22 protein-coding genes are annotated in these 26,263 nt (G+C 53.8%); 11 read left to right on the forward strand and 11 right to left on the reverse strand.

Annotated elements, in window-relative coordinates; all coding sequences use genetic code 11:
* Positions 1-368 precede the first annotated feature (368 nt).
* The 5 genes from topA (at position 369) to acnA (ending at position 7,854) form a co-directional block, all read left to right on the forward strand.
* Positions 369-2,966, forward strand: a complete 2,598-nt coding sequence (gene topA, locus P346_RS20905) for a type I DNA topoisomerase (RefSeq protein WP_032656725.1) — start codon at positions 369-371, stop codon at positions 2,964-2,966.
* Between the two features lie 187 nt (positions 2,967-3,153).
* The gene (cysB, locus tag P346_RS20900; RefSeq protein ID WP_008502814.1) at positions 3,154-4,128 is read left to right on the forward strand and encodes an HTH-type transcriptional regulator CysB; all 975 of its coding nucleotides are present in this window, start codon (positions 3,154-3,156) and stop codon (positions 4,126-4,128) included.
* Positions 4,129-4,466: 338 nt separating this feature from the next.
* On the forward strand, positions 4,467-4,607 hold the full coding sequence (locus P346_RS20895) for a YmiA family putative membrane protein (RefSeq protein WP_213327741.1): 141 nt from the start codon (positions 4,467-4,469) through the stop codon (positions 4,605-4,607).
* A 311-nt stretch (positions 4,608-4,918) separates the two neighbouring features.
* Entirely contained in the window at positions 4,919-5,017 is a 99-nt protein-coding gene (ymiC, locus tag P346_RS23515) for a small membrane protein YmiC (protein ID WP_032623144.1), read from the forward strand.
* A gap of 161 nt (positions 5,018-5,178) precedes the next feature.
* Complete coding sequence (acnA, locus tag P346_RS20890) at positions 5,179-7,854, forward strand: aconitate hydratase AcnA (RefSeq protein WP_032656729.1); 2,676 nt, start codon at positions 5,179-5,181, stop codon at positions 7,852-7,854.
* 37 nt (positions 7,855-7,891) lie between these two features.
* Here the strand turns inward: acnA and ribA are convergent, their stop codons facing one another.
* Positions 7,892-8,482, reverse strand: a complete 591-nt coding sequence (gene ribA / locus P346_RS20885; protein ID WP_008501210.1) for a GTP cyclohydrolase II — start codon at positions 8,480-8,482, stop codon at positions 7,892-7,894.
* A gap of 197 nt (positions 8,483-8,679) precedes the next feature.
* Between ribA and pgpB the strand changes: the two genes are divergently transcribed.
* The 5 genes from pgpB (at position 8,680) to yciH (ending at position 12,329) form a co-directional block, all read left to right on the forward strand.
* Positions 8,680-9,447: a phosphatidylglycerophosphatase B gene (gene pgpB / locus P346_RS20880; protein ID WP_032656731.1), complete on the forward strand. Its 768-nt coding sequence runs from the start codon at positions 8,680-8,682 to the stop codon at positions 9,445-9,447.
* A gap of 148 nt (positions 9,448-9,595) precedes the next feature.
* The gene (locus P346_RS20875; RefSeq protein ID WP_023312067.1) at positions 9,596-9,904 is read left to right on the forward strand and encodes a LapA family protein; all 309 of its coding nucleotides are present in this window, start codon (positions 9,596-9,598) and stop codon (positions 9,902-9,904) included.
* Positions 9,905-9,910: 6 nt separating this feature from the next.
* Complete coding sequence (gene lapB / locus P346_RS20870; RefSeq protein ID WP_023335944.1) at positions 9,911-11,080, forward strand: lipopolysaccharide assembly protein LapB; 1,170 nt, start codon at positions 9,911-9,913, stop codon at positions 11,078-11,080.
* Between the two features lie 185 nt (positions 11,081-11,265).
* On the forward strand, positions 11,266-12,006 hold the full coding sequence (gene pyrF, locus P346_RS20865; protein ID WP_032658287.1) for an orotidine-5'-phosphate decarboxylase: 741 nt from the start codon (positions 11,266-11,268) through the stop codon (positions 12,004-12,006).
* Complete coding sequence (gene yciH, locus P346_RS20860) at positions 12,003-12,329, forward strand: stress response translation initiation inhibitor YciH (RefSeq protein ID WP_023335942.1); 327 nt, start codon at positions 12,003-12,005, stop codon at positions 12,327-12,329. The genes pyrF and yciH overlap by 4 nt, the downstream gene beginning before the upstream one ends.
* Positions 12,330-12,434: 105 nt before the next feature.
* On the opposite strand, the gene osmB is transcribed toward yciH, so the two are convergent.
* From osmB to P346_RS0121350, 3 genes are all read right to left on the reverse strand, one after another.
* Complete coding sequence (gene osmB, locus P346_RS20855; RefSeq protein WP_008501216.1) at positions 12,435-12,653, reverse strand: osmotically-inducible lipoprotein OsmB; 219 nt, start codon at positions 12,651-12,653, stop codon at positions 12,435-12,437.
* A 263-nt stretch (positions 12,654-12,916) separates the two neighbouring features.
* The gene (gene yciT / locus P346_RS20850; protein ID WP_023312063.1) at positions 12,917-13,669 is read right to left on the reverse strand and encodes a DNA-binding transcriptional regulator YciT; all 753 of its coding nucleotides are present in this window, start codon (positions 13,667-13,669) and stop codon (positions 12,917-12,919) included.
* 43 nt (positions 13,670-13,712) lie between these two features.
* The gene (locus tag P346_RS0121350) at positions 13,713-13,895 is read right to left on the reverse strand and encodes a YciZ family protein (RefSeq protein ID WP_029740522.1); all 183 of its coding nucleotides are present in this window, start codon (positions 13,893-13,895) and stop codon (positions 13,713-13,715) included.
* A gap of 193 nt (positions 13,896-14,088) precedes the next feature.
* Between P346_RS0121350 and P346_RS20845 the strand changes: the two genes are divergently transcribed.
* Complete coding sequence (locus P346_RS20845) at positions 14,089-14,958, forward strand: crotonase/enoyl-CoA hydratase family protein (protein ID WP_032656733.1); 870 nt, start codon at positions 14,089-14,091, stop codon at positions 14,956-14,958.
* On the opposite strand, the gene pdeR is transcribed toward P346_RS20845, so the two are convergent.
* The 7 genes from pdeR to crrC form a co-directional block, all read right to left on the reverse strand.
* Positions 14,955-16,946: a cyclic di-GMP phosphodiesterase gene (pdeR, locus tag P346_RS20840; RefSeq protein ID WP_032658288.1), complete on the reverse strand. Its 1,992-nt coding sequence runs from the start codon at positions 16,944-16,946 to the stop codon at positions 14,955-14,957. The two genes, P346_RS20845 and pdeR, sit on opposite strands and share 4 nt — an antisense overlap.
* Positions 16,947-17,268: 322 nt before the next feature.
* The gene (locus P346_RS20835; protein WP_032656735.1) at positions 17,269-19,203 is read right to left on the reverse strand and encodes an exoribonuclease II; all 1,935 of its coding nucleotides are present in this window, start codon (positions 19,201-19,203) and stop codon (positions 17,269-17,271) included.
* Positions 19,204-19,297: 94 nt separating this feature from the next.
* Positions 19,298-20,278, reverse strand: coding sequence for a CMD domain-containing protein (locus P346_RS20830; protein ID WP_032656737.1), 981 nt, complete (start codon positions 20,276-20,278; stop codon positions 19,298-19,300).
* A gap of 153 nt (positions 20,279-20,431) precedes the next feature.
* Positions 20,432-21,220 (reverse strand): enoyl-ACP reductase FabI, encoded by a 789-nt coding sequence (gene fabI, locus P346_RS20825; protein ID WP_003856831.1) that lies wholly within the window; start codon positions 21,218-21,220, stop codon positions 20,432-20,434.
* 270 nt (positions 21,221-21,490) lie between these two features.
* Positions 21,491-24,586: a multidrug efflux RND transporter permease subunit gene (locus P346_RS20820; RefSeq protein ID WP_032656740.1), complete on the reverse strand. Its 3,096-nt coding sequence runs from the start codon at positions 24,584-24,586 to the stop codon at positions 21,491-21,493.
* 4 nt (positions 24,587-24,590) lie between these two features.
* Positions 24,591-25,499 carry an ABC transporter six-transmembrane domain-containing protein gene (locus P346_RS20815; protein ID WP_084492129.1) on the reverse strand — a complete coding sequence of 303 codons (909 nt, stop codon included), beginning with the start codon at positions 25,497-25,499 and terminating at the stop codon, positions 24,591-24,593.
* Positions 25,500-25,623: 124 nt separating this feature from the next.
* Entirely contained in the window at positions 25,624-26,010 is a 387-nt protein-coding gene (gene crrC, locus P346_RS20810) for a colistin resistant protein CrrC (protein ID WP_032658291.1), read from the reverse strand.
* Positions 26,011-26,263 lie beyond the last annotated feature (253 nt).

Below are 26,263 nucleotides of genomic sequence, written 5' to 3' on the forward strand. Positions count from 1 at the left end.
CGCCGAGGGCGCTTTGGGGGCAAATTTTCCCTGTAATGTGAGGGGATAAGGTGCAGGGTCCTGGCTGGCGGGATCTGCTTTTGCATGCTAATAAAGTTGCGTAACGAATTTTATCAGGTAGAGTGTGCGCTTTCGTCATTCTGGCAACAGAATTGCTTGACATTCAACCGGGAATTCGTCACGAATTACACGAGATGTGAGAAAAATACCCGAAAACTCAATCACCTGGGCGTCTTCTCATTAACGTCCGGTAAGTCAAAGGGGTTGATATCTCCTGACGCAGTCGCAATATCATTGGCTCGTCGTCAGCGGAAGGGAAATCAACGTGCGGCGTATTCCTGGAAGAATTAAATTAGGTAAAGGTGAATATGGGTAAAGCTCTCGTCATCGTTGAGTCCCCGGCAAAAGCCAAAACGATCAATAAGTATCTGGGTAATGACTACGTGGTTAAGTCCAGCGTCGGTCATATCCGCGATTTGCCGACCAGTGGCTCAGCCAGCAAAAAGAGCGCAGACTCTACCTCCACCAAAGGGGCTAAAAAGCCTAAAAAGGATGAACGTAGCGCGCTTGTCAACCGCATGGGTGTTAACCCATGGCATAACTGGGATGCACAATATGAAGTGCTGCCCGGGAAAGAAAAAGTCGTTAACGAGCTGAAGCAGCTTGCTGAAAAAGCAGACCACATCTATCTCGCAACCGACCTTGACCGCGAAGGGGAAGCCATTGCGTGGCACCTGCGGGAAGTGATTGGTGGTGATGACAAACGCTACAGCCGTGTAGTGTTTAACGAAATTACGAAGAATGCGATTCGTCAGGCGTTTGAGAAGCCGGGCGAGCTCAATATTGACCGCGTAAACGCACAGCAGGCACGTCGCTTTATGGACCGCGTTGTGGGCTACATGGTCTCTCCACTGCTGTGGAAGAAGATTGCCCGTGGCCTGTCCGCAGGTCGTGTGCAATCCGTCGCCGTGCGTCTGGTCGTTGAGCGTGAGCGCGAAATTAAAGCCTTCGTGCCGGAAGAGTTCTGGGAAGTCGATGCCAATGTGACCACGCCGGGCGGTGACGCTCTGCCGCTGCAGGTGAGCCATCACAACGACAAGCCTTTCCGTCCAGAAAACCGCGACCAGACCATGGCCGCCGTAGCGCTTCTGGAAAAAGCACGCTATCAGGTGCTGGAACGTGAAGACAAACCGACCAGCAGCAAGCCGGGTGCGCCGTTTATTACCTCCACGCTGCAACAGGCTGCAAGCACGCGTCTGGGTTATGGCGTGAAGAAGACCATGATGATGGCCCAGCGCCTGTATGAAGCGGGCTACATCACCTATATGCGTACCGACTCAACCAACCTGAGCCAGGACGCGGTCAGCATGGTGCGCGGCTACATCAGCGACAATTTCGGTAAGAAATACCTTCCGGAAAGCGCTAATCAGTTCGCCAGCAAAGAGAATTCTCAGGAAGCACACGAAGCGATTCGTCCTTCTGACGTCTCTGTGTTAGCGGAATCGCTGAAAGATATGGAAGCCGACGCGCAGAAGCTGTATCAGCTGATCTGGCGCCAGTTCGTGGCGTGCCAGATGACGCCAGCGAAGTACGACTCCACAACGCTGACCGTTGGCGCGGGCGAGTTCCGTCTCAAAGCGCGCGGTCGTATCCTGCGTTTCGACGGCTGGACGAAAGTGATGCCAGCGCTGCGTAAAGGTGATGAAGACCGAACGCTGCCGGCGGTGAACAAAGGGGATGAGCTCTCGCTGGTTGACCTCGTGCCTGCCCAGCACTTCACCAAGCCGCCTGCGCGCTTCAGTGAAGCGTCTCTGGTTAAAGAGCTGGAAAAACGCGGTATCGGTCGTCCGTCGACCTACGCGTCCATCATCTCGACGATTCAGGACCGTGGCTACGTGCGCGTTGAAAACCGCCGTTTCTATGCGGAAAAAATGGGTGAGATCGTCACTGACCGTCTGGAAGCAAACTTCCGCGAGTTGATGAACTACGATTTCACCGCGCAAATGGAAGACAGCCTCGACCAGGTTGCCAGCCATCAGGCGGAATGGAAAAAGGTACTCGACAGCTTCTTCAGCGACTTTACTGACCAGCTTGAAAAAGCGGAGAAAGACCCTGAAGAGGGCGGCATGCTGCCTAACCAGATGGTTCTGACCAGCATCGACTGTCCAACCTGCGGCCGCAAGATGGGGATCCGCACCGCAACCACGGGCGTGTTTCTTGGCTGCTCCGGCTATGCACTGTCACCAAAAGAGCGCTGCAAAACCACCATCAACCTGGTGCCTGAGAACGAAGTTCTCAACGTGCTGGAAGGTGACGATGCGGAAACTAACGCTCTGCGTGCCAAACGCCGCTGCAAGAAATGCGGCACGGCAATGGACAGCTACCTGATCGATCCAAAACGTAAGCTGCACGTTTGCGGTAATAACCCAACGTGTGACGGGTATGAGATCGAAGAGGGCGAGTTCCGCATTAAAGGCTATGACGGCCCGATTGTGGAATGCGAGAAGTGTGGCTCTGAAATGCACCTGAAAATGGGGCGTTTCGGTAAGTACATGGCCTGTACCAACGACGAGTGTAAAAACACGCGCAAAATTCTGCGTAACGGCGAAGTGGCTCCTCCGAAGGAAGATCCGGTTCCGCTGCCAGAATTGCCGTGCGAGAAATCCGACGCGTACTTCGTGCTGCGTGACGGCGCTGCGGGTGTCTTCCTCGCCGCCAACACCTTCCCGAAATCGCGTGAAACGCGCGCGCCGCTGGTGGAAGAGCTGCATCGCTTCCGCGATCGTCTGCCTGAGAAACTGCGTTATCTGGCCGATGCGCCACAGCAGGATCCGGAAGGCAACAAAACCGTGGTACGTTTTAGCCGTAAAACTAAGCAGCAGTATGTTGCGGCCGAGAAAGAGGGTAAAGCGGCCGGATGGTCTGCCTTCTTTGTCGATGGCAAATGGGTTGAAGGCAAGAAATAATCTTCCCTTACCGTAAGTTACCTGTAAAAGGGCCGGATTTCCGGCCCTTTTTTATTACCTTGTTATTATTTTTTGTTCCGTACTATACAGTCAGGCTATAAATGATATAGTGGTTATAGTTAACCTGTTTCTTATTATTAAATCGTCTTAAGCGATTGACCGCATGCGCTAAATCGGATGGTCTGGCATGAAATTACAGCAGCTTCGTTATATCGTTGAGGTGGTGAATCATAACCTTAACGTCTCTTCTACCGCCGAGGGGTTATATACCTCGCAACCGGGCATCAGCAAACAAGTTCGTATGCTGGAGGACGAGTTAGGTATCCAGATATTTGCCCGCAGCGGTAAGCATCTCACCCAGGTGACGCCTGCGGGGCAGGAAATCATCCGCATTGCGCGGGAAGTTCTCTCTAAAGTCGACGCAATTAAGTCTGTGGCGGGGGAACACACCTGGCCGGATAAAGGTTCGCTGTATATTGCCACGACGCATACCCAGGCGCGCTATGCGCTACCCGGCGTTATCAAAGGCTTTATCGAGCGTTATCCTCGCGTCTCTTTGCATATGCACCAGGGCTCGCCAACGCAAATTGCTGAAGCCGTCTCCAAGGGTAATGCAGACTTTGCTATCGCCACCGAGGCGCTTCACCTGTATGACGATCTGGTAATGCTTCCATGCTATCACTGGAACCGTTCTATCGTGGTGACTCCGGATCACCCCCTGGCGGGTAAAGGGTCGGTCACTATCGAAGAGCTGGCGCAATATCCGTTGGTGACGTATACGTTTGGCTTTACCGGACGGTCCGAGCTTGATACGGCCTTTAACCGGGCAGGGTTAACGCCGCGCATTGTCTTTACCGCGACGGACGCCGACGTGATTAAGACCTATGTGCGGCTTGGTCTGGGGGTGGGCGTTATTGCCAGCATGGCGGTGGATCCGGTGTCAGACCCTGACCTGGTGCGCCTTGATGCGCATGATGTTTTCAGTCATAGCACCACCAAGATTGGCTTCCGTCGCAGCACCTTCCTGCGCAGCTATATGTATGATTTTATTCAGCGCTTTGCCCCTCATTTAACGCGTGATGTGGTTGATACCGCCGTTGCATTACGCTCAAATGAAGATATTGAAGAGATGTTTAAAGACATCAAACTCCCCGAAAAATAATCACACCCGGTATCTTTCCCTTACGGAAAGATACCGAAATAACGCCTCAAAGCTAAATTAGAATTATCATCATCTAGGTACTCCCTGTCATATAATGTCATTATCCATTTAACCTGTAAGGTTATAATGTCGTGAATTGGCGACAAAAGTAGAAACTAATTTACGCCTTCGCAAATTTTTCTTTTCAATTATTTATTTCTGGTCAAAAGATTGAATATTTCATACCTCCCGGTGCGTAAATTCACTGGCTTTTCGGCTAAAGTTTCTTTAGGATTTATCTCAACAGATGATTAATTGTACCAATTGTTTGGTCCTAAATGATAAGCGATATCGATTGTATGAGGTTAGCAATGCCTTCAGGAAGTGAAGAACCGCAAAGGGATCCTGCGCTCAAGCGTAAAGCCTGGTTGGCGGTCTTTCTCGTCTCTACCCTGTTTTGGGTGGTGGTTGCTCTCCTGGCCTGGAAATATTGGGGTTAAATATGGCAGTGACGGTACGTACAGAAACGGTAAAACAGATGTGTCAGCATCGTGACAATGGCCACAGAGGGCGTAAAGCTCCTGCGACTGTTGTACCCGCGTCCTGGAAACTGACGCCGCAGCAGCAAGCGTTTATTGATGTGTTCGCAGAAGACGAACCCAAAAAACAATAATTTAGTTAATTGCGTAATGATGCAAATAGTCTGAATATCGACTCTGCACTTTTGTACTCTTTAATAAATACACATCAGCAATATAGCACTGAGGACTTACCTCGGAACTTTTTATAAATAATGCCTGGTGTCCCTATGATGAATAACATGACGTCTCACAAATACTGGTCATGGATCGGCGTTTTTACCGTGTCGATTCTGTTCTGGAGTCAGCTCATCTGGCTAGCCCTCCACTAAATTGTAAAACCTCGCTACGGCGGGGTTTTTTGTTTTCCCTTTCTGGACCAATCCTAAATTTATCAATTTGGGTTGTTATCAAAACGTTACGACGTCTTTGTGTTATCTTTAATTACGGCCCTGATGATTGTCGGGGCATCTCTGTGATTAAGGAGGAGCTTATGTCGTTAACCCTACGCGAAGCCAGTAAGGACACGTTACAGGCAGAAAATAAAACCTGGCATTACTACAGCCTGCCGCTGGCTGCCAGAACGCTTGGGGACATTTCGCGTTTACCCAAGTCATTGAAAGTTTTACTGGAAAATCTGTTGCGCTGGCAGGACGGTGACTCTGTCACCCTCGAGGATATCCAGGCGCTGGCAGGGTGGCTGGAAAATGCCCATGCCGACAGAGAAATCGCCTACCGCCCGGCCAGGGTGCTGATGCAGGACTTTACCGGCGTTCCTGCCGTCGTTGATTTAGCCGCGATGCGCGAGGCCGTTAAGCGTCTCGGCGGAGATACGGCAAAAGTGAATCCGCTTTCCCCCGTTGACCTCGTCATCGACCACTCCGTAACCGTTGACCGCTTTGGTGATGACGACGCCTTTGGTGAGAACGTGCGTCTGGAGATGGAGCGTAACCACGAGCGCTACGTGTTCCTGAAGTGGGGGCAGCAGGCGTTCAGCCGGTTTAGCGTGGTCCCGCCGGGTACCGGTATTTGTCACCAGGTGAACCTTGAATATCTGGGTAAAGCCGTCTGGAGTGAATTGCAGGATAAAGAGTGGGTCGCCTATCCGGACACGCTGGTAGGCACGGACTCCCATACCACCATGATCAACGGTCTGGGCGTGCTGGGCTGGGGCGTCGGGGGGATCGAAGCGGAAGCGGCCATGCTCGGCCAGCCGGTGTCCATGCTTATCCCTGACGTGGTGGGCTTCAAGCTCACCGGCAGGCTGTCTGAAGGCATTACCGCCACCGATCTGGTGCTCACCGTCACCCAGATGCTGCGTAAGCATGGTGTGGTGGGCAAGTTTGTAGAATTCTACGGTGATGGTCTGGATTCGCTGCCGCTTGCCGACCGCGCCACCATTGCCAATATGGCGCCGGAATACGGTGCAACCTGCGGCTTTTTCCCCATCGATGACGTCACCCTGGAATACATGCGCCTTAGCGGGCGCAGCGAAGAGCAGGTCGCGCTGGTTGAGGCCTATACCAAAGCGCAGGGCATGTGGCGAAACCCGGGCGATGAACCGGTCTTCACCAGCACGCTTGAACTCGATATGGGAAGCGTCGAGGCGAGCCTCGCCGGCCCGAAACGTCCGCAGGATCGGGTTGCGCTGAGTGACGTGCCAAAAGCCTTTGCCGCCAGCAATGCCCTGGAAGTGAACGTGGCGCAGAAAGACCATCGTCCGGTCGACTATGTTCTGAACGGACATCAGTATCAGCTCCCGGATGGCGCGGTTGTTATTGCGGCCATTACCTCCTGCACCAACACCTCGAACCCCAGCGTCTTAATGGCGGCCGGTCTGTTGGCGAAAAAGGCGGTAGAGCTTGGGCTAAAACCTCAGCCATGGGTCAAGGCCTCGCTGGCACCGGGTTCCAAAGTGGTATCGGATTACCTGGCGCAGGCCAAACTGACGCCGTACCTTGACGAACTGGGCTTTAACCTCGTGGGCTACGGCTGTACGACCTGCATTGGTAACTCCGGTCCGCTGCCTGAACCCATTGAAACGGCGATCAGGCAGGGGGACCTGACGGTAGGCGCGGTCCTGTCCGGTAACCGAAACTTTGAAGGGCGTATTCACCCGCTGGTGAAAACCAACTGGCTCGCCTCGCCTCCGCTGGTTGTGGCGTATGCCCTTGCAGGGAATATGAATATCAACCTGGCGACCGATCCAATTGGTCACGATCGCAAGAATGATCCTGTCTACCTGAAAGATATCTGGCCATCTTCGCGTGAAATCGCGCTTGCCGTTGAAAAAGTCTCAACCGAGATGTTCCGCAAAGAGTATGCGGAGGTCTTTGAAGGCACACCGGAGTGGAAAACCATCAACGTCGTGGGCTCAGATACCTACGACTGGCAGGATGACTCGACCTATATTCGTCTGTCGCCGTTCTTTGATGAGATGCTGGCCGAGCCGGCACCGCTTAAGGATATCCACGGCGCGCGCATACTGGCGATGCTGGGAGATTCCGTCACGACCGACCATATCTCTCCGGCGGGGAGTATCAAAGCCGATAGCCCGGCTGGCCGTTATCTGCAAAGCCGGGGCGTCGAACGCCGCGATTTTAACTCCTACGGCTCGCGTCGCGGTAATCATGAAGTCATGATGCGCGGAACCTTTGCCAACATCCGCATTCGTAACGAAATGGTTCCGGGCGTAGAAGGGGGCATGACGCGCCATCTGCCGGGGACGGAAGTGGTTTCGATTTATGATGCGGCGGTCAAATATCAACAGGAAGGTACGCCGCTGGCGGTGATCGCCGGGAAAGAGTACGGTTCCGGCTCCAGCCGCGACTGGGCGGCGAAAGGTCCGCGTCTGCTTGGCGTTCGCGTGGTCATCGCCGAATCGTTCGAACGTATTCACCGCTCGAATCTGATCGGTATGGGGATCCTGCCGCTCGAGTTTCCTCAGGGCGTGACGCGTAAAACGCTGGGACTGACCGGAGAAGAGCAGATTGAGATTAGCGGTCTGCAAAACCTGCAGCCGGGGAAAACGGTGCCGGTGAAATTAACGCGGGCAGACGGGAAAATCGAGGTGCTGGATTGCCGGTGCCGTATTGATACGGCCACCGAGCTGACCTATTACCAGAACGACGGCATTTTACATTATGTGATTCGTAAGATGCTGGACTGATGAAACGAGCCCGGCACCCGTGCCGGGCTTTTTAGCATCACTCTTTCAGCAGATGGCCCATTTTGGCGGCTTTAGTATCAAGGTAGTGGGCGTTTTTCGGGTTACGGCCGACAATCAGCGGTACGCGCTCGACGATGTTGATCCCCGCTTCGGTCAGGATTTCCACTTTTTTCGGGTTATTGGTCAGCAGACGAACTTCGTCCACGCCCAGCAGCTTGAACATATCGGCGCACAGGGTGAAGTCGCGTTCGTCAGCGGCAAAGCCGAGCTGATGGTTTGCTTCAACCGTATCGTAGCCCTGGTCCTGAAGCGCGTAAGCGCGGATTTTATTCAGCAGACCAATATTACGACCTTCCTGACGGTGATAAAGCAGCACACCGCGTCCTTCTTCTGCAATATGAGACAGGGCGGCTTCCAGCTGGAAACCACAATCACAGCGCAGGCTGAACAGCGCGTCGCCGGTAAGACACTCTGAATGGACGCGGGACAGCACCGGCGTCTGCCCTGAAATGTCGCCATAAACCAGCGCGACATGATCCTGTCCGGTTGCCAGTTCTTCAAAACCCACCATCAGGAAATCGCCCCATGGGGTTGGCAGTTTGGCTTCTGCCACACGTTTAAGCTGCATGTGATTCTCCAGAGTAGGCTGACACGTTTCGTGCCTTTGCCCTGTTTTGCTTTCTGTATCAGTTCATTTTGCCACAAGCTCAGCAGGTTCGCCTAATGGGCACCATGCTATATGAACGTTAAACGCACGATCCGACATATCCACCCGGATGATTAATTTCAGTTATGATTGTGACGCTTAGCGAAAAAGGAGAAGACATGCTTTCAATCGCCAGACGTACGGCAGCAGGTGCGGCCATTTTACTGATTATGCCTCTGGCCGTATGGCTTTCAGGCTGGATGTGGCAGCCCGGGCAGAACGCCACGTGGCTGAAAACGTTATACTGGATAACGGAAACGGTCACCCAGCCGTGGGGGATTATTACCCACGTACTCCTCTGCGCCTGGTTTCTGTGGTGCCTGCGCTTTCGTTTGCGCGCGGCGCTGATGCTCTTTGCGATCCTCGGGGGCGCTATCCTTGTCGGTCAGGGCGTGAAGTCCTGGGTTAAAGATCGCGTTCAGGAGCCGCGTCCTTTTGTCGTCTGGCTGGAAAAAACGCATCATGTTCCGGTGGATGAGTTCTACAATTTAAAGCGTAAAGATCGCGGCGCGCTGGTGAAAGAACAGCTTGCGGAACAGCAGGATATCCCGAAATTCTTGCGTAAACACTGGCAGAAAGAGACCGGGTTTGCGTTTCCTTCCGGCCACACCATGTTTGCGGCCAGCTGGGCGTTGCTGGGGGTTGGGCTGCTTTGGCCAAGGCGTCGAACGATCACTATCGTGATTTTACTGGTCTGGGCGACGGGAGTCATGGGCAGTCGCCTGCTGCTGGGGATGCACTGGCCGCGGGATCTGGTCGTCGCCACGCTCATCTCATGGCTGCTGATTATGATGGCGACCTGGCTCACTGAACGATTCTGCGGCCCGCTAACGCCACCGCCAGAAGAGAAAGAAGAAATAGCCGAAAGGGACCAAACGGACGCCTGACGGTTGATATTCCGTATTTTGCCCATAGATCCATGACCTGCGCGTCACTTTTTCCGTTTCGCGCTCGTCGCTAAAATGGTAGTTTATAAGGCTGATTGCGGTGAATTGAACACACTTTATTCGCTTGAACCACATAACGGGAAGTAATGTGAAATATTTACTCATTTTCTTACTGGTATTGGCGATTTTTGTCATTTCAGTCACGTTGGGTGCACAAAACGATCAGCAGGTGACGTTTAACTATCTGCTGGCTCAGGGTGAGTATCGCGTCTCGAGCCTGCTGGCGGTCTTATTTGCTGCCGGATTTGCCATTGGCTGGCTGGTTTGCGGTCTGTTCTGGCTGAAAGTCCGTGTTTCTCTTGCGCGCGCTGAACGTAAAATTAAGCGACTCGAAAATAACATTGCCCCTGCGTCTGACATTCCGGAAAGCTCTGGCGTGCCGGTCGTGAAGGAATAATCGACTATGCTGGAGTTGTTGTTTCTGCTTTTGCCTGTAGCCGCAGCCTATGGCTGGTATATGGGCCGCAGAAGTGCGCAACAAACAAAACAGGATGAGGCCAACCGCCTCTCCCGCGACTACGTTGCGGGGGTGAACTTCCTCCTGAGCAATCAGCAGGACAAAGCGGTAGACCTGTTCCTCGATATGCTGAAAGAGGATACGGGGACGGTTGAAGCGCATCTCACCCTGGGCAACCTGTTCCGCTCGCGCGGCGAGGTCGATCGCGCCATTCGTATTCACCAGACCCTGATGGAAAGCGCTTCGCTGACCTACGATCAACGTCTCCTTGCGGTACAACAGCTGGGGCGGGATTACATGGCCGCGGGGTTGTACGATCGCGCTGAAGATATGTTCGCGCAGCTGGTGGACGAAACAGATTTCCGCATCGGCGCGTTGCAGCAGCTCCTGCAGATTTATCAGGCCACCAGCGACTGGCAGAAAGCCATTGATACTGCTGAACGTCTGGTGAAGCTGGGTAAAGATAAGCAGCGCGTTGAGATCGCCCACTTCTACTGTGAGCTTGCTCTTCAGCAGATGGGCAACGACGACATGGATAAAGCCATGGCGCTGCTGAAGAAAGGCGCCGCCGCGGACCGCAACAGCGCGCGAATCTCCATCATGATGGGGCGCGTCTTTATGGCGAATGGCGACTACGCCAAAGCCGTTGAAAGCCTGCTGCGGGTTATCGACCAGGACAAAGAGCTGGTCAGTGAAACGCTGGAAATGCTGCAAACCTGCTATCAACAGCTGGACAAGCAGGAAGAGTGGGTAGCCTTCCTGCGTCGCTGCGTGGAAGAGAATACCGGCGCCACCGCTGAGCTGATGCTCTCTGACGTCGTTGAGCAGTATGAGGGAAGCGACACCGCGCAGGTTTATATTACGCGTCAGCTGCAGCGTCATCCGACCATGCGGGTGTTCCACAAGCTGATGGATTACCACCTGAACGACGCTGAAGAAGGGCGCGCCAAAGAAAGCCTGATGGTGCTTCGCGACATGGTTGGCGAGCAGGTGCGCAGCAAACCGCGCTATCGTTGCCAGAAGTGCGGTTTTACCGCGTATACGCTTTACTGGCACTGTCCTTCCTGCCGCGCCTGGTCCACCATCAAGCCAATCCGTGGCCTGGACGGGCAGTAATTTTTTAAAACACCCTATTTTAGTTACAACATACTGAAAGCTTTTACCACATGCCGTACATCGTGCGGTTTGCTGGCCTGGCAGGCGCGTAAATGGATCCTGTCAATTTGCGGCGTCGGCAGGTAGAATGCTGGCCGTTTATCTGTTCCGCGCCGCTGCGCGCCCATAGACGAAAAGGGCTGGTCATGACGTCTGTTACATCCTCCACTTCCCGCGTAATTACGGATTCTCCTGTTGTTGTTGCGCTTGATTACAATAAGCGTGACGCCGCACTGGCGTTTGTCGACGGCATTGACCCTCGCGACTGCCGTCTGAAAGTTGGCAAAGAGATGTTCACGCTGTTTGGACCGCAAATCGTTCGCGATCTGCAGCAGCGCGGCTTTGACGTTTTCCTCGACCTGAAATTCCATGATATCCCGAATACCACGGCGCACGCCGTTGCCGCTGCCGCAGAGCTGGGCGTATGGATGGTCAACGTCCATGCATCGGGGGGGGCCAGAATGATGACGGCCGCCCGTGAGGCGCTCCTGCCGTTCGGTAAAGATGCACCGCTGCTGATTGCGGTTACCGTGCTGACCAGTATGGACGAAAACGATCTACGCGACCTGGGCGTGACGTTGTCACCCGCCGAGCATGCCGAACGTCTCGCGCGTCTGACGCAGCATTGCGGCCTGGATGGCGTTGTCTGCTCCGCGCAGGAAGCGGTACGTTTCAAATCAGCGTTGGGCCAGGATTTTAAACTGGTTACGCCGGGTATTCGTCCTGCAGGCAGTGAAGTTGGCGATCAGCGCCGCATTATGACGCCTGAGCAGGCGCTGGCTGCTGGCGTTGACTATATGGTTATCGGGCGTCCGGTGACGCAGTCTGCCAACCCGGCTGAGACGCTTAAGGCTATCAACGCATCGCTGAAAAAGGAGGCGTTATGACCGATTCCAACAGCCGTCTGGTCTATTCAACCGATAGCGGGCGTATCGATGAACCGAAAGCGAAAGCGGAACGTCCAAAGGGTGACGGCATCGTTCGGATCCAGCGCCAGACCAGTGGACGAAAAGGGAAAGGGGTTTGCCTTATCTCCGGCATCGACCTGGATGATGCTGAACTGGCAAAGCTGGCGGCCGAGCTGAAAAAGAAATGTGGCTGCGGCGGCGCCGTGAAAGACGGCATTATTGAAATCCAGGGGGATAAGCGTGATTTAATAAAATCTCTGCTTGAAGCCAAAGGGATGAAAGTCAAACTGGCAGGCGGTTAAAATAAATGAGCCACGGCAAATGCCGTGGCTCGTGTTATATACGTGCGTATGTCAGACCTGAAATGCGTTCAAATATCGCAATACCGGGGAAGGCTTAGATAATAATTATTTGCCAACCTGGTGACCGATAATACCACCGACAGCAGCGCCACCTAATGTACCCAGCGTACTACCATCCGTTAATACTGCACCACCGAGAGCACCGGCACCGGCACCAATAGCGGTGTTACGGTCACGTTTAGACCAGTTAGAGCACGCGCTCAGGGACATTGCTACAGTGATTGCCAGGACAGCGGCGGCTAATTTTTTGCTGGTTAAGGTCATAATACTTTCTCCTGAATTATCGATTCACGGAAAGATGTACACGTTAAGTATAGACGAATCGAATACTTAATTCTGTTCTCCGTGAAAGCTGGTCGCGCAGGCGTTACGTAATCACGCAGGTGATAGTCACTTCCTGTTATATCGCTAACATTAATTTTACGACTTTAATTCAGGTTAAACAGGTAAAAACTCTTAAAGAAGTACCAGGAATCATCTCAGAGATAGAAGGGCGTATGCGCCCGAAATTCGGGCGCGGAGGGAACTCAGGCGGTCGTTTTAATAATATTGACGATCAGCCCGTCATCTTCCAGTTTATTACGATGCGCGTCGCTCAACCGCTCGTCGGTAATCACGCGGCTAAAACGTGAGACGGGGCCCATTGTATAAGGGTGAACGGCGCCAAATTTAGAGCTGTCGGTCAGTACAATGGCTTCACACTCTTTTTCCAGCACGGCATTCACTACGTCAGAGCGCATCATATCCCGGCCGGTAAAACCTGTCTCCGGCTGCCAGCCGTCAATACCGATAAAGGCCTTGCTGAAATGAACCTGCTGGACATACTGACGGGTCAGCGGGCCAACCATGCTTTCACTTTTTTTCTGGTAAATACCGCCCAGCAGAATCACCTCGCAGCGCGTCTCTTTGAGCAAATGCGCGATATAGCTGCTGACGGTGATGATGGTAACGTCTTTTTGATCGGCAAGCGTGCGCGCCAGAAGGGCATTACTGCTGCCGTTTTCAATAAAGACGGTCTCGCCGTTGTTCACCAGGGACGCGGCAAACTCCGCCAGTTCACGTTTGAGCGCGTAGTTATTCATCATGCGCGTCTCAACGTCATCGCTGTCCAGCGGGACAGCATATCCGTGCGCGCGACGCAGGTAGCTCTGTTTTTCCAGCAGATTAAGATCCTGACGGATGGTGACTTCAGAAACGCCAGTGGTTTTAGCGAGATCGACTACGCTTACGCGTCCCTGATCGATGACCATCTGCAAAATGAGTTGTTGTCGGGAATTCATAGCATCCATTTAATAAAGCGAAACGAGGTCGGAGACGGTGGGGTTAAACTTCCCACGGCGCTTTTGGCTGTCCGTTTTCTGGCGCATTGTCAGCACCATTCTGAGCAAGAAGTTCAGACTTCAGGATCTCGAGATTACGGATAGCAGAGTGATAATCGCCCGCCACCAGGATATCCAGCACGGTATCAATTCGTTGTGCTACAGCTTGTGCGTCAATAGTCGACATAATCTCACCCCAGGCGCGAAAAGTTAATATTTTCAATGATGCAGAAAATAGGATCAAAAGAGAAGGGAAAAAATGCAATAACTAAATTACATAAACGTAAGTGATAAATTTATTCCCCCTCATGCAGCAGGCTTAATGAGTGGATTAGTCTAAAACTGCGCGCAAGGCGCTTTTTTATAAGAGGAATTAGACTATGACAGTTATCAATCAGCCTACCTGCACACTGTTTACCGATACTGAACGGTTCACGCAGCTGTCAGGGTATTACGAGGCGGAGCGTCACACGGTCTGGATGATGCTGCGGGCTCAGCCACGTCCTTGCTTTAACCATGCGTTAATAGAGGAGATCATGAACTTTTCATGGCTGGTTCGCCAGTCTGGTTTTGCGGTTGATTTTTGGGTAACCGGTTCGCTGGTTCCCGAAATGTACAATGCCGGCGGGGATTTACAGTTCTTCGTCGAGTGCATTCAGAACGGACGTCGGGAAGCGTTACGGGCGTACGCTCGCGCCTGCGTTGATTGCGTCCATGCGGCTTCACGGGGGTTTGATACGGGAGCCATCTCTCTGGCGATGGTCGAAGGCAGTGCGTTAGGAGGCGGGTTTGAGGCCGCTCTGGCGCACCATTTCGTCCTGGCTCAGCGCGATGCCCGTCTGGGTTTCCCGGAGATTGCCTTCAACCTGTTTCCGGGTATGGGAGGATATTCCCTGGTTGCACGCCGTGCAGGCATGAAGCTGGCGGAAGAACTTATCTACAAAGGAGAATCCCATACGGCTGAATGGTACGAACAGCATGGGCTGGTGGATGTCCTGTTTGAACCCGGACAAAGCTATGTCTCCACTCGAACCTTCATCGATACGCTGCGGCCAAAACTGAATGGCGTAAGGGCGATGCTGCGCGCCCGTACGCGCGTTCTGCAATTGCCCCGCAGTGAACTGATGGACATCACGGAAGACTGGGTTGATGCCGCTTTCTGCCTGGAGCCGAAAGATATCGCCTACATGGAGCGTCTGGTCACGCTGCAAAACCGCCATCACGCGGCGGGCCTGCGTAAAGCCAGTTAACGTTGATTTCGCGCTTGATATCGTTTTAGCCATCGCTCGAATGCGGCAGCGGGCATCGGCTTAGCAAACAGAAAGCCCTGCCGTTCGTTGACGCCATTCTTTGTCAGAAAGGCGTCTTCTTTTGCACTTTCCACACCCTCGGCAATCACCTGCAGATTTAACGCCTGCGCCACCGCGACGATAGCGCGCACCAGCGACTGGGAAATAGACTGCTTATGAATATCCCTGACGAAAGATTGATCGAGCTTAATGGCGTCGATAGGGAAGCGGGCCAGCTGAGAAAGGGAAGAGTAGCCGGTACCAAAATCATCCAGATGAATTTGCGCCCCGAGTCGGCTGAACTGCTGGATCACGGACAGCGCCAGCTCTTCATTTTCGATAAGACAGCTTTCGGTCAACTCGACGTCGACCGGGCAGTATTCAAAATTCAGATCCTTCAGCGCCTGCTTTAAGTCGCTGAAGATGGTCTGGTCGGCCAGCTGGCGTGCAGAGACGTTCACCGCCACGCGCAGGTTAATTCCCTTATCGCGCCATTTCGCCACCTGGCGAACCACGTCAAGCATCACCCAGCGGCCCAGCGGCACAATCAACCCCGACTCCTCGGCATAAGAGATAAACTCCAGCGGCGGGATCAGGCCGCGTTCTGGCGATTGCCAGCGGACCAGCGCTTCAAGGCTTCTGACTTCTCCGCGCCAGGTTATTTTCGGCTGATAGTGGATCAGAAGCTGATCGTTATCCAGGGCCTTACGCAGGTTGGTATCCAGCCAGAGATACTCAAACACGCGCTGGTTCATCTCGGGTGAAAAGACGCAGAACTTGCCCCGGCCGTTCTCTTTGGCGGTGTACATGGCGGTATCGGCGTTGCGAATAACGCTTTCCCGGTCGTTTCCGTGCTGCGGGGCGAGGGCAATACCCAGAGAGCAGCCGGTATAAATCTCAATCAGACCGATTCGGAACGGCTGGCGCAGACGGGTTAAAATGCGCGACGCCATCGCCTCCAGAGAGCCCTGAGAGGTATTGGTGGCCATGACGATAAACTCATCGCCGCCAAGACGCGCCAGCACCTGTTCCTCGTCCAGACAGCTCAAAATGGCGAGGGCGACAGCCTGCAACAGCTGATCGCCAAACATATGCCCGTAAGCGTCGTTGACCTTTTTAAAGTTATCCAGATCGAGATACACCACGCCCACCTGCGTGTCGCCGCGGTTATCGATGGCGTCAGAAATCAGATCGTGGATCGCATTGCGGTTTGGCAGGCCGGTGATGGTATCGGTATTGGCCAGCACGCGCAGCCGCTCCTGAGCGCGGCGCTCTTCGGTGATATCTGTCCCGGAACAGATAAGGAAAATTTCATTTTTACCGCTGCCGCTGTGAACGAATTTGTTTCTGAACAGAAACAGACGCTGCCCTTTACGCGTTTTGATCCAGCGTTCGACTTCGTAGGAGCTGCCGTTGCGAAAAAAACCGGTAATATTGCGCTTTGAGGCCGCCGCTTCGCTGCGGCTCATAAACAGCTTAAATACGTTCTGACCAATGACTTCTTGCTCTTTCAGGCCGGTGTACTCTTCGCTAAGCCGGTTAAAACGCTGAATATTGCCGTGCCGATCGAGAATAACAATGACGGAGTTGGCCTCGGAGACAACCTGCTCCGCGAATGAAAGTCCCTGAGCCAGATCCCGCGCCACGGAGGGGGTATCGTTCCAGGCGGAAGCGGTGCCTGCCCACTCGTTGCGGGTGATTTTACGGCCCACAAGATGAACCGGGACATCTTCTCCGTACAGGGAGAGCGACATGGAAATACTGGAGGTAATAACGGTTAAATGACGGATGAGATCGGCCTGTTCATCGTCCAGCGCCACGACCTGAGTGACATCGGCATTTTCGCTGGTGGAAAGGTGCAGAGCGTTGCTGTCAGCTGACAGGCGCCACCACGGGCTGTGAGTTCCCATGTAGCGAAACAGCAAATTCTGCTCCAGATCGTCCATCATGTTTTCTCCCGCAGCTTTCATTAGCGCACAAATTATTCATTTGCTGTCGACTTTTCCGTTGAGAAACAGCGGCAAAACCGAAGTGAACTTATTGTTTTTCCCTGTTTTCTTATAATAAAACGAGACAGGTTAAAAAGGATACTGAGCGTATTGAAATTCACGTAACCGAATATAACAACTCTCTTTTACTGTAGATAATTATGGCGGTTTTGGGCGAAGGGATGCTGAAAATAGTAAGGAAAAATAATGATTTTGTGGCGGGGATAAAAAGAAAAATTGTCGGCCCTTCCGGAGAGGAAATGGCCGACAATTGAACCGGTTATCAGGCGACAGGGCGCGCGATAATACTGCGGGTTTCCATGCGAACTTCGGCGATAGTGACGTCAATCACGTCAGTGACTTTGTAAACTGTTTCACCTTTAATTTGCACGGTACCGTTTTCCTGGCTACAGACCATTTCGTCACGAACCGCGTGCAGGAAGGGCGCAGGAATAAACGCGACAGCACCGTTATCGACCAGGCGGACGCGCATCCCCCCGCGGCTGATATCGATGATCTCTGCGGCGAAACGGGTATCCGTACCGGCTTTATCCTGCAGGAAGCGTGCGTACAGCCAGTCTCCAACGTCACGTTCCGCCATGCGGTTCAGACGGCGGCGATCGGCCATCTGCAGCGTGGTGTCCTCCTGAGGACGGGCAATGGTTTCACCTTTGATAATCGCTTTCAGCAGGCGGTGGTTAACCATATCGCCATACTTACGGATCGGCGATGTCCAGGTGGCGTAAGCCTCGAGGCCAAGACCAAAGTGCGGGCCAGGCTCGGTGCTGATTTCAGCGAAGGACTGGAAGCGACGAATGCGGCTGTCCAGGAAACCCGACGGCTGCGCGTCCAGTTCGCGGCGAAGCTTGCAGAAGCCCGGCAGCGTCAGCACTTCTTCCGGATCAACGTGCACATCGTGAGTCTTCAGCAGGGCCGCCAGCGCTTCGGTATTCGCCGGATCAAAACCGGTGTGGACGTTGTAAATGCCAAAGCCCAGCCTGTCGCGGAGCACGCGTGCGGCGCAGATGTTGGCAGAAATCATCGCCTCTTCAACGATGCGGTTCGCAATGCGTCGCGGTTCGGCCACGATGTCCAGCACTTCGCCTTTCTCGCCCAGAACAAAGCGATAGTCCGGGCGGTCTTTGAACACCAGCGCGTGGGTTTTACGCCATTCGCCGCGGTTCAGGCAGATGCGATGCAGCAGACGAATTTGCGCGGCAATTGCGTCTGATTCAGGTTTCCAGCTACCGGTATTTTCAAGCCAGTCGGAGACGTTATCGTAGGCCAGCTTGGCTTTCGATTCGATGGTGGCGGCAAAGAACTCGATATCGTCTTCAATCGCGCCATCTGCGGCGATAGTCATGCGGCAGGCAAGGACCGGGCGCACTTCGTTTGGACGCAGCGAGCAGAGATCGTCAGACAATTCGCGTGGCAGCATCGGAATGTTGAAGCCCGGCAGGTAGTTGGTGAACGCACGGATTTTCGCGGCGTCATCCAGCTTGCTGCCTTCGGCAATCCAGGCGGTTGGATCGGCAATAGCGACGGTCAGATGCAGTTTGCCATCGGCACCCTCTTCAGCGTACAGCGCGTCATCCATATCTTCCGTGCTGGCGCTGTCGATGGTGACAAACTCCAGCGCGGTGAGATCGCGACGCGTCAGACCTTCGTCCTGCATCTCGGTCGCTACGCCGTTCGGCGCTTCTTTTTCAAGATTATGGCGTGCCAGCGTGACCCACCATGGCACGAAATGGTCGGCGCCAAAGGTGATGAACTGGGTCAGCTCAGCATAAAAACCGCGATCGCCTTTCAGAGGATGACGACGCATTTCTGCTACGGCCCAGTCACCTTCTTTAAAATCATGCTCAACGCCACGGGCGGCGCGGCAGGGAATGGCATCTTTCAGCAGGGGATGATCCGGCACGATAGCAAGACGATCGTCTTTTCTCTGCACCTTACCCACAAAACGGGTCAGGAACGGTTCGATCAGTTCTTCCGGCTCGGCAGACTCGCGGTCCTTCTCGGTATGAATGACGGCCATAACGCGATCGCCATGCATCACTTTCTTCATCTGCGGAGGCGGAATGAAGTAGCTTTTCTGCGCGTCAACCTCAAGGAAGCCAAAGCCCTTTTCCGTGGCTTTTACGACCCCTTCTGCACGCGGCGTCTGGGAATGCAGTTGCTGTTTAAGCTGCGCTAGCAGCGGGTTGTCCTGAAACATAATGTTCTATTTTCGTAGCCATTGAGCGGCTGACAGTTTTACGCGATTCTCACTGTCTCAGCAAGCGCTCTTTGGGTAATTAGTATGGTTATTCCTATTTACCAAACGCGACTTTCAGACGATTGAGCCAGCCATCAAACGCGCTCCGGGTAAGCAGCATGATGGCATGTTCGCCGGGGAGTCCTTGATCCGTTATCGGGGTAAACTGCGCGGCGCTGAAGCGGTCCGGAGAGCGCGTCAGCAGTTCGACCGCCGCCGAAAGCGCGGGGGACGTCAGCGGGATCGCTTCGCGGGTGTTTAACAGGATTTCTCCGGTCAGGTCGAGCAGCGACGGCTCATGGCAAAGGACCGGCGTCAGCGCCTCCAGCGCGGGTTCTGCCTGCCAGCGAGACAGCGACTCAAGCTGATGCGCACTCGCATAGCGCAGCTCGACGACGGGCAAAAGCGGCACCCACGCGGCGTGGCTCGCGGGCAGCGTGTGCGGCTGAATATGATGGCCTGGCAGCCAGCGAACAGGGTGTCCTAACAGCGCCTGAAAAATCGCGACCACGCGCGCCTGAAAACCGATAAACCCGATAATCTGGTTAATCACCACAATGTCATACGTTGACAGGCCAACCTCATCAAGCTGGTTCTGCGCTTTATCATCGATGACATCAGGGGAGCTGGCGAGCTGGCGGGCATACTGCGTAATTTGCGCCAGACGTCGGTTGCTTTCACGCGAGGAGTCCGGGCCGGGAAGCGGGGCGAGGAGGGCGGCGTAATGGTTACAGAGCCGCTGAACCCCACAGGCCTGGGCGACCGTTAGCGCAGTGCTGAGCCGATCGTAGGCGCTGAGCGTATGCAGGCGGTTCACGGGAATTGAGAGCGGAAACAGCTGGTGGCATAAGGCTCTGGCAGGGGTAAGCCAGCCAGAACAGGCGGTGACAATCTCATCAGGCAGGGCTAAATCGAGCAAAAAACGATCGTCGACGTTAGCGGCTTCGGGCACCAGAGGCAGAACATCTGTCTGCGCGTGGTTCGACTGGGTCTCGTGATACCAGTGGCCTTTGCCGGAAAAACGGCGTTGTTCCATGTGCGTTCCTTGATCTCAAAATGGCGATCAATATCCTGGCGTAAGGCAGATAAAGGGAAAAATATTGTTAGGTGATAACAAATAGCAGAACGGAATAACGAAGGGGTGGTGCGGGGGGAAAACTCTCTTCCCGTGCGGGAAGAGAGTCACAGCTTATTTAATTTCCAGCTCGTTCATTGCAGCGATGTTGAAGCCGCCGTCAACGTGAACCACTTCGCCGGAGATACCAGCGGAAAGGTCAGAGCACAGGAATGCTGCAGAGTTACCCACATCTTCAATGGTAACGGTACGACGAATCGGGGTAACCGCTTCGCAGTGTGCCAGCATTTTACGGAAATCTTTAATACCGGAAGCGGCCAGGGTGCGGATAGGACCTGCAGAGATGGCGTTAACGCGCACGCCTTCAGGACCCATTGCGTTCGCCATGTAGCGTACGTTCGCTTCCAGAGAGGCTTTCGCCAGGCCCATAACGTTGTAGTTAGGGATAGCACGCTCAGCGCCCAGGTAGGACAGGGTCAGCAGGGCTGCGCCCGGGTTCAGCATCGCGCGGCAGGATTTCGCCATCGCCACGAAGCTGTAGGAGCTGATGTCGTGAGCGATTTTGAAGCCATCACGGGTAACCGCGTTCACGTAGTCGCCGTCCAGCTGGTCGCCAGGAGCGAAGCCAATGGAGTGAACGAAACCGTCGAATTTCGGCCATGCTTTTGCCAGTTCAGCAAACATGCCGTCGATGCTTTCGTCTTGTGCAACGTCACATTCCAGAACAATGCTGGAACCCAGCTGCGCGGCAAACTCTTCAACACGGCCTTTCAGCTTGTCGTTCTGGTAGGTGAACGCCAGCTCAGCGCCTTCGCGATGCATTGCCTGCGCGATGCCGTATGCGATGGACAGTTTGCTGGCAACGCCAGTTACCAGAATGCGCTTACCGGAAAGAAAACCCATAGCTTTAATCCTTATATTCATTGCTTATTTTGCCTTGTAATTCATAGCGTTACAGGCAGTATTTCAAAATCATTCGAAATTAGCTCGAAATTATAGCCCACTCACAGCCCCTTGTGTCACGATATTTCTCGCTGTTCTCCGAAGACGCCTGCCCCGAAGAATGTTCCGCGGACTCGCGGGGGCTCAAAATTTCAGCATTCGTCCAGTATATCACCCGGAAACAGCTTCGCCTCATCCAACCAGCGAGGAAGCGCGATCCCGCGAGGGTATTCACGCTTTCCTGAGGTTGTCGATGAAGCGCGCGATGACGATAAAGAAAACCGGTACGAAGAAAATGGCGAGAAGCGTACCGCTAATCATGCCGCCAAATACGCCGGTACCGATGGCATGCTGCGTACTGTCGCTCGCCCCACGGGCCAGCATCAACGGAACAACCCCTAAGGTGAAGGCTAACGACGTCATCAGAATAGGGCGCAGGCGCTGGCCGGCGGCATGAACGGTTGCCGCCAGCAGGGGCTGCCCCTGGCGATGGAGCTGCCTCGCAAATTCAACAATCAGAATGGCGTTCTTGGCCGACAGGCCGATAAGCGTGATCAGGCCGACCTTGAAGAAAACGTCATTCGTCATGCCGGCCACGGACACCGCTATCACCGCGCCGATAAGGCCCAGCGGAACGACCAGCATGACCGCAAATGGAATAGACCAGCTCTCATACAGAGCGGCCAGCACCATAAACACGACCAGTATCGACAGGACGATAAGGCCCGGAAGCTGAGATTCCGATTTTCTCTCCTGCAATGAACTGCCGGCCCACTCGCCCGCCATGCCCTGGGGTAAATCTCTGGACAAACTCTCCATAACCTTCATTGCGGTGCCGCTGGATTCTCCCGGCGCCGCATTTCCGGTAATGCGAATAGCCGAATATCCCTGATAACGCGTCAACTGCTGCGGCGCAACGTTCCAGGAAAGCGTGGCAAACGTTGATACCGGCACCATCTGACCCATCCGGTTTTTCACTGATAATGTCAGTATCTGCTCAGGCTGCATTCGGTAGGGCGCATCGGCCTGAATGATCACCTGCTGAACGCGGCCGTTGTTCGTATAGTCATTGACGTAATTTGAGCCCAGGGTGACGGAGAGCGTCTGGTTGATTTCATCAAACGAGACGCCCATCGCTTCCGCCTTTTCTCTGTCCACCTGGAGCGCAAGGTTTGTTCCTTCCGGCAGACCGTCTATATAGACGTCACTCAGTTCAGGGCGCTGGTTGGCCTGCAGGACCAGCGCGTCGGCAGCGCGCTTTAACGCCCCGTAGCCCAGTCCCGCTCTGTCCTGCACGTACCAGGTAAAGCCCGACGAGGTGCCCATATCCGAAATGGCCGGCGGGAGCAGGCTCATCGTGACGGCATCAGAGACGTTCGCCATGCTGGCCTGTATATGGTCGGCTTCATCCTGGGCCGTCGAGCCCTGCCGGTTTTTCCAGTCCTTCAGCGTGGTGAAGGCCATAGCCGAGTTTGGTCCTGAACCTGAAAACCCAAATCCCAGGATCATAATGTTGCTTTCAATATCCGGCCGGGCCGCAATTTCCTCTTCAAATTTTTTAACCACGTTGAGGGTACGCTGCATTGTGGCATCAGAAGGCAGCTGGATTGAGGACATAAAGTAGCCCTGATCTTCGTCCGGCAGAAAGGACGACGGTAACGAAGACAATCCCAGAAACAGCGCAGCACAAAGCGCAGCGTACAGGAGCAGCATACGCCCGGTTCGCTTTAGAACGGCACCCAGCCCGGCTTCGTAACGGGCGGTGAGCGAACGAAAGCGCGCGTTAAACCCGACCGCGAACCTTCCGCCTCCGCTCTTTGCTGCCTTGTGCGGCTTGAGTAACGTTGCGCACAGGGCTGGCGTCAACGTCAGGGCAAGAAACGCGGACAGCAGTATGGAGACCGCCATGGAAATACAAAATTGTCGGTAGATAATCCCGACGGATCCTTCGGCAAACCCCATGGGGATAAAGACGGCGGTAAGCACCAGCGTGATGCCAATAATCGCCGGGGTGATTTCCTGCATGGCTTGCCGCGTGGCGTCACGCGGGGACAGGCTTTTCTCCTCCATCAGCCGTTCGACGTTCTCCACGACCACAATGGCATCATCAACGATAACCCCTATTGCCAGCACCATGCCGAACATCGTCAGAATATTGATGGAGTAGCCGCTCAACAGCATCACCGTGAAGGTGCCAAGAAGTGCGACGGGAGCAACAATCGCCGGGATAAGCGTGCAGCGTATCTTGTGCAGAAACAGCAGCATAACCAGGAAGACCAGGACCATCGCTTCCACAAATGTCTGAACAACCTTCACGATAGAAAGTTTCACAAACGGCGCGGTGTCGAAGGGGATCGTAAACGCCATTCCTTCGGGTAACACCCGGGAAAGCTCGTCGATGCGCGCCCGTACGCCGGAAGCCGTACTCATTGCATTTGCGCCAGGCGAGAGCTGGATTGCCGCCGCCGTTGCGGGCACGCCATTTTCGCGGATACCAAAGGCGTAGCTCTGCAGGCCAGATTCAATCCGCGCAATGTCGGACAGTTTCAGGCGGGCGCCGGATGCGTCAGATTTCAGGGTGATATTCCTGAACGCCTCTACCGAGGAGAGTTGTCCCTTCACGGTGATGGGATACGTCACCCCTTGTCCTGCAGATGCTGGCTCGTCTCCCGTTTTGCCGGGCGACACAAGGGCATTTTGCTGGCCAACGGCGGTAAGAACATCGCTCACCGAAAGCCCGTAGCCGTGGAGCTTCATGGGATCCAGCCAGATGCGCAGCGCTTTTTCGCCGCCAAACAGCTGAACTTTCCCTACGCCGGGCACGCGACGAAGTTCGTCACTGACGTTTCTGGCAAAATAGTCGCTTAAATCGGCTTCCTCAAATTGACCCGTCGCCGACTTCAGCCCCACCATCATCAAAAATCCAGAGTTAGCGGCCTCGACGTTAATGCCGTTTTGCCTTACCGCCTGAGGTAGACGAGGCTCGACGATCTTAATCTGATTCTGCAGATCCATCTGCGCCAGCTTGATGTCCGTGCCCGGTTTAAAGGTGACGGTAATCGATGCCGAACCGGTTGTGTCACTGGATGATTCAAAGTAGAGCAAATTATCTACGCCGGAGATTTCGCGCTCGATTAACGATACCACCGACGTATTCATGATATCGGGGCTGGCCCCCGGGTAACTGACGGAAATAATGATTCCAGGCGGCGCCACCGCCGGATACTGCGCAACCGGCAAACGGGGAATAGACAGGAGTCCTGCCAGAACGATAAAAAGCGCTACTACCCAGGCGAAAATGGGGCGTTCAATAAAAAAATGCGGCATTAAATTAACGTCCGGTTACGTGAATTTCATCATCAGTGGATACGCGCTTGCCGATATCCCTGAGCTGCGAAAATTTCTCCAGAAGCTGCGGCGCGTCATCGAGGCTCGTTGCGAACATCCACATGTAGGTCATCACGGAGTAAATATGTCCGGCGGTGATGCCGGTTGAGCGCGTCATCCAGACGATGGTCAGCGTAAAAAGCGCGGCAACAAGCACGCCAACCCACAAATAGCCCCACGCCTCGCGGTCAGATAATGCGATACGTAAACGCGCCAGCGTGGAGTAATGTCGGTGAAGCGTGGCCGTGCCCGCCTTATGAACATAATCCACTTCTTTTTCCAGCCGATTATTCAGGCGCATGAACAGCCATTCATTTTTACGGGCATATCCTGAGACAAATCCGAGCAGGATAAATACAATCGCAAAGCACATGGCGCCGGCCCAAAATTCAATAAACAGCAACATGATGGCGGCACCGAAAAGTGAGCTCAGCGAGGTAATAAGCAGGGGAAGGTGCATTTCAAAGAAATCCACATATTCGCGCGAGAGCGTTACCCTGGCGGCGATTGCCGAATGGTTTAGCTGATATTTGCGCTGTGCCAGGACGACGGATACCGCGAGTCCGGCATAAATGCGTGCAAACGTGCGCGTATCAACGCTCCGTCTGGCCGCACCGATGAACCACATACAAAGTACCATCAGGCCATACAGCGCGGCGTTAAGCGTTTCACCGGCGAGGATGGCATTTATCGCGATGCCTGCCAGAACGGGATAAAGTAAAAACGTCACGTTTTCGGCCACCACCAGGAAAAAAGTGACAGCCAGTTTTTTCCGGTGCCGTATCGCGAGTTTTTTTAGCGAGTGCATCACTCCGGCAGGTTCAGAAGAACGAAGATTATTACGGTTCATCATTATGGGTAATTTTTATCAGATTTATTAGGTGAGTTATTTTTGTGCAAAATAGCGTGAGGGAGAGTCTACCGCGCGCCTGTTTAGCGGACATGGGCGGTTTGTGGAGGCTGTGTGGAGCAACGGCTCAAATCATTCTCATAATAAGGTACAGCGGGGCTCCACCAAAAAAAATGATCAAATAACACTCGTAGTAAAAGATTAGATCTTCGATATCGGGCATCGCGTTTAACAGAACGGTGAACGTAATAATGAGATAAACAAAAATCACCATCAGCCAGAAGGCGACGACGAGTAGCTCAGTTAACGCACCGGCTTTATTCTGGATTATCAGAGAGACAACCGACAATGCAATGCAGCCATAGATGATGGGTGAAGAGAGCAGCGTCGAGGCGACTTTTTCATCCATTCTGTGTACCAGTACCAGCCAGGAATAAAGTAATCCCCACGACAGCAGCAGGAACAGGGAATATATACCCAGTTTTTTAGGAGAGAAATATTTAGAAAGTTCCATGTTCATTATTTCAGCCAACTTCATAAAATCTTAAGAAACAGTGGTAATTTGTAACGCGCAATGCACAAAGGGCTATGCCTCAATAGCGATTATGCGCGGACATTGTCGAGTCTTTATTGACTGAATGTGTAGGCTATGTGGAGAAATAACGGGGCATTTAAATCAACCGGGAAATTTTCGTGACCACGGCACTTTTTCGCGGAGGCTGTGTCTTATTGTGCTAAAGATATCTAATAGCGAGCTCAAAGGGATT

It is taken from the genome of Enterobacter sp. DC1 (assembly GCF_000568075.1).
Lineage (GTDB): Bacteria > Pseudomonadota > Gammaproteobacteria > Enterobacterales > Enterobacteriaceae > Enterobacter > Enterobacter asburiae.

Bases quoted from the DNA above. Each gene is read 5' to 3' on its own strand.
- topA (WP_032656725.1), top strand. From the start codon at position 369: ATGGGTAAAGCTCTCGTCATCGTTGAGTCCCCGGCAAAAGCCAAAACG.
- cysB (WP_008502814.1), top strand. From the start codon at position 3,154: ATGAAATTACAGCAGCTTCGTTATATCGTTGAGGTGGTGAATCATAAC.
- P346_RS20895 (WP_213327741.1), top strand. From the start codon at position 4,467: ATGAGGTTAGCAATGCCTTCAGGAAGTGAAGAACCGCAAAGGGATCCT.
- ymiC (WP_032623144.1), top strand. From the start codon at position 4,919: ATGAATAACATGACGTCTCACAAATACTGGTCATGGATCGGCGTTTTT.
- acnA (WP_032656729.1), top strand. From the start codon at position 5,179: ATGTCGTTAACCCTACGCGAAGCCAGTAAGGACACGTTACAGGCAGAA.
- ribA (WP_008501210.1), bottom strand. From the start codon at position 8,482: ATGCAGCTTAAACGTGTGGCAGAAGCCAAACTGCCAACCCCATGGGGC.
- pgpB (WP_032656731.1), top strand. From the start codon at position 8,680: ATGCTTTCAATCGCCAGACGTACGGCAGCAGGTGCGGCCATTTTACTG.
- lapB (WP_023335944.1), top strand. From the start codon at position 9,911: ATGCTGGAGTTGTTGTTTCTGCTTTTGCCTGTAGCCGCAGCCTATGGC.
- pyrF (WP_032658287.1), top strand. From the start codon at position 11,266: ATGACGTCTGTTACATCCTCCACTTCCCGCGTAATTACGGATTCTCCT.
- yciH (WP_023335942.1), top strand. From the start codon at position 12,003: ATGACCGATTCCAACAGCCGTCTGGTCTATTCAACCGATAGCGGGCGT.
- osmB (WP_008501216.1), bottom strand. From the start codon at position 12,653: ATGACCTTAACCAGCAAAAAATTAGCCGCCGCTGTCCTGGCAATCACT.
- yciT (WP_023312063.1), bottom strand. From the start codon at position 13,669: ATGAATTCCCGACAACAACTCATTTTGCAGATGGTCATCGATCAGGGA.
- P346_RS0121350 (WP_029740522.1), bottom strand. From the start codon at position 13,895: ATGTCGACTATTGACGCACAAGCTGTAGCACAACGAATTGATACCGTG.
- P346_RS20845 (WP_032656733.1), top strand. From the start codon at position 14,089: ATGACAGTTATCAATCAGCCTACCTGCACACTGTTTACCGATACTGAA.
- pdeR (WP_032658288.1), bottom strand. From the start codon at position 16,946: ATGATGGACGATCTGGAGCAGAATTTGCTGTTTCGCTACATGGGAACT.
- P346_RS20835 (WP_032656735.1), bottom strand. From the start codon at position 19,203: ATGTTTCAGGACAACCCGCTGCTAGCGCAGCTTAAACAGCAACTGCAT.
- P346_RS20830 (WP_032656737.1), bottom strand. From the start codon at position 20,278: ATGGAACAACGCCGTTTTTCCGGCAAAGGCCACTGGTATCACGAGACC.
- fabI (WP_003856831.1), bottom strand. From the start codon at position 21,220: ATGGGTTTTCTTTCCGGTAAGCGCATTCTGGTAACTGGCGTTGCCAGC.
- P346_RS20820 (WP_032656740.1), bottom strand. From the start codon at position 24,586: ATGCCGCATTTTTTTATTGAACGCCCCATTTTCGCCTGGGTAGTAGCG.
- P346_RS20815 (WP_084492129.1), bottom strand. From the start codon at position 25,499: ATGATGAACCGTAATAATCTTCGTTCTTCTGAACCTGCCGGAGTGATG.
- crrC (WP_032658291.1), bottom strand. From the start codon at position 26,010: ATGGAACTTTCTAAATATTTCTCTCCTAAAAAACTGGGTATATATTCC.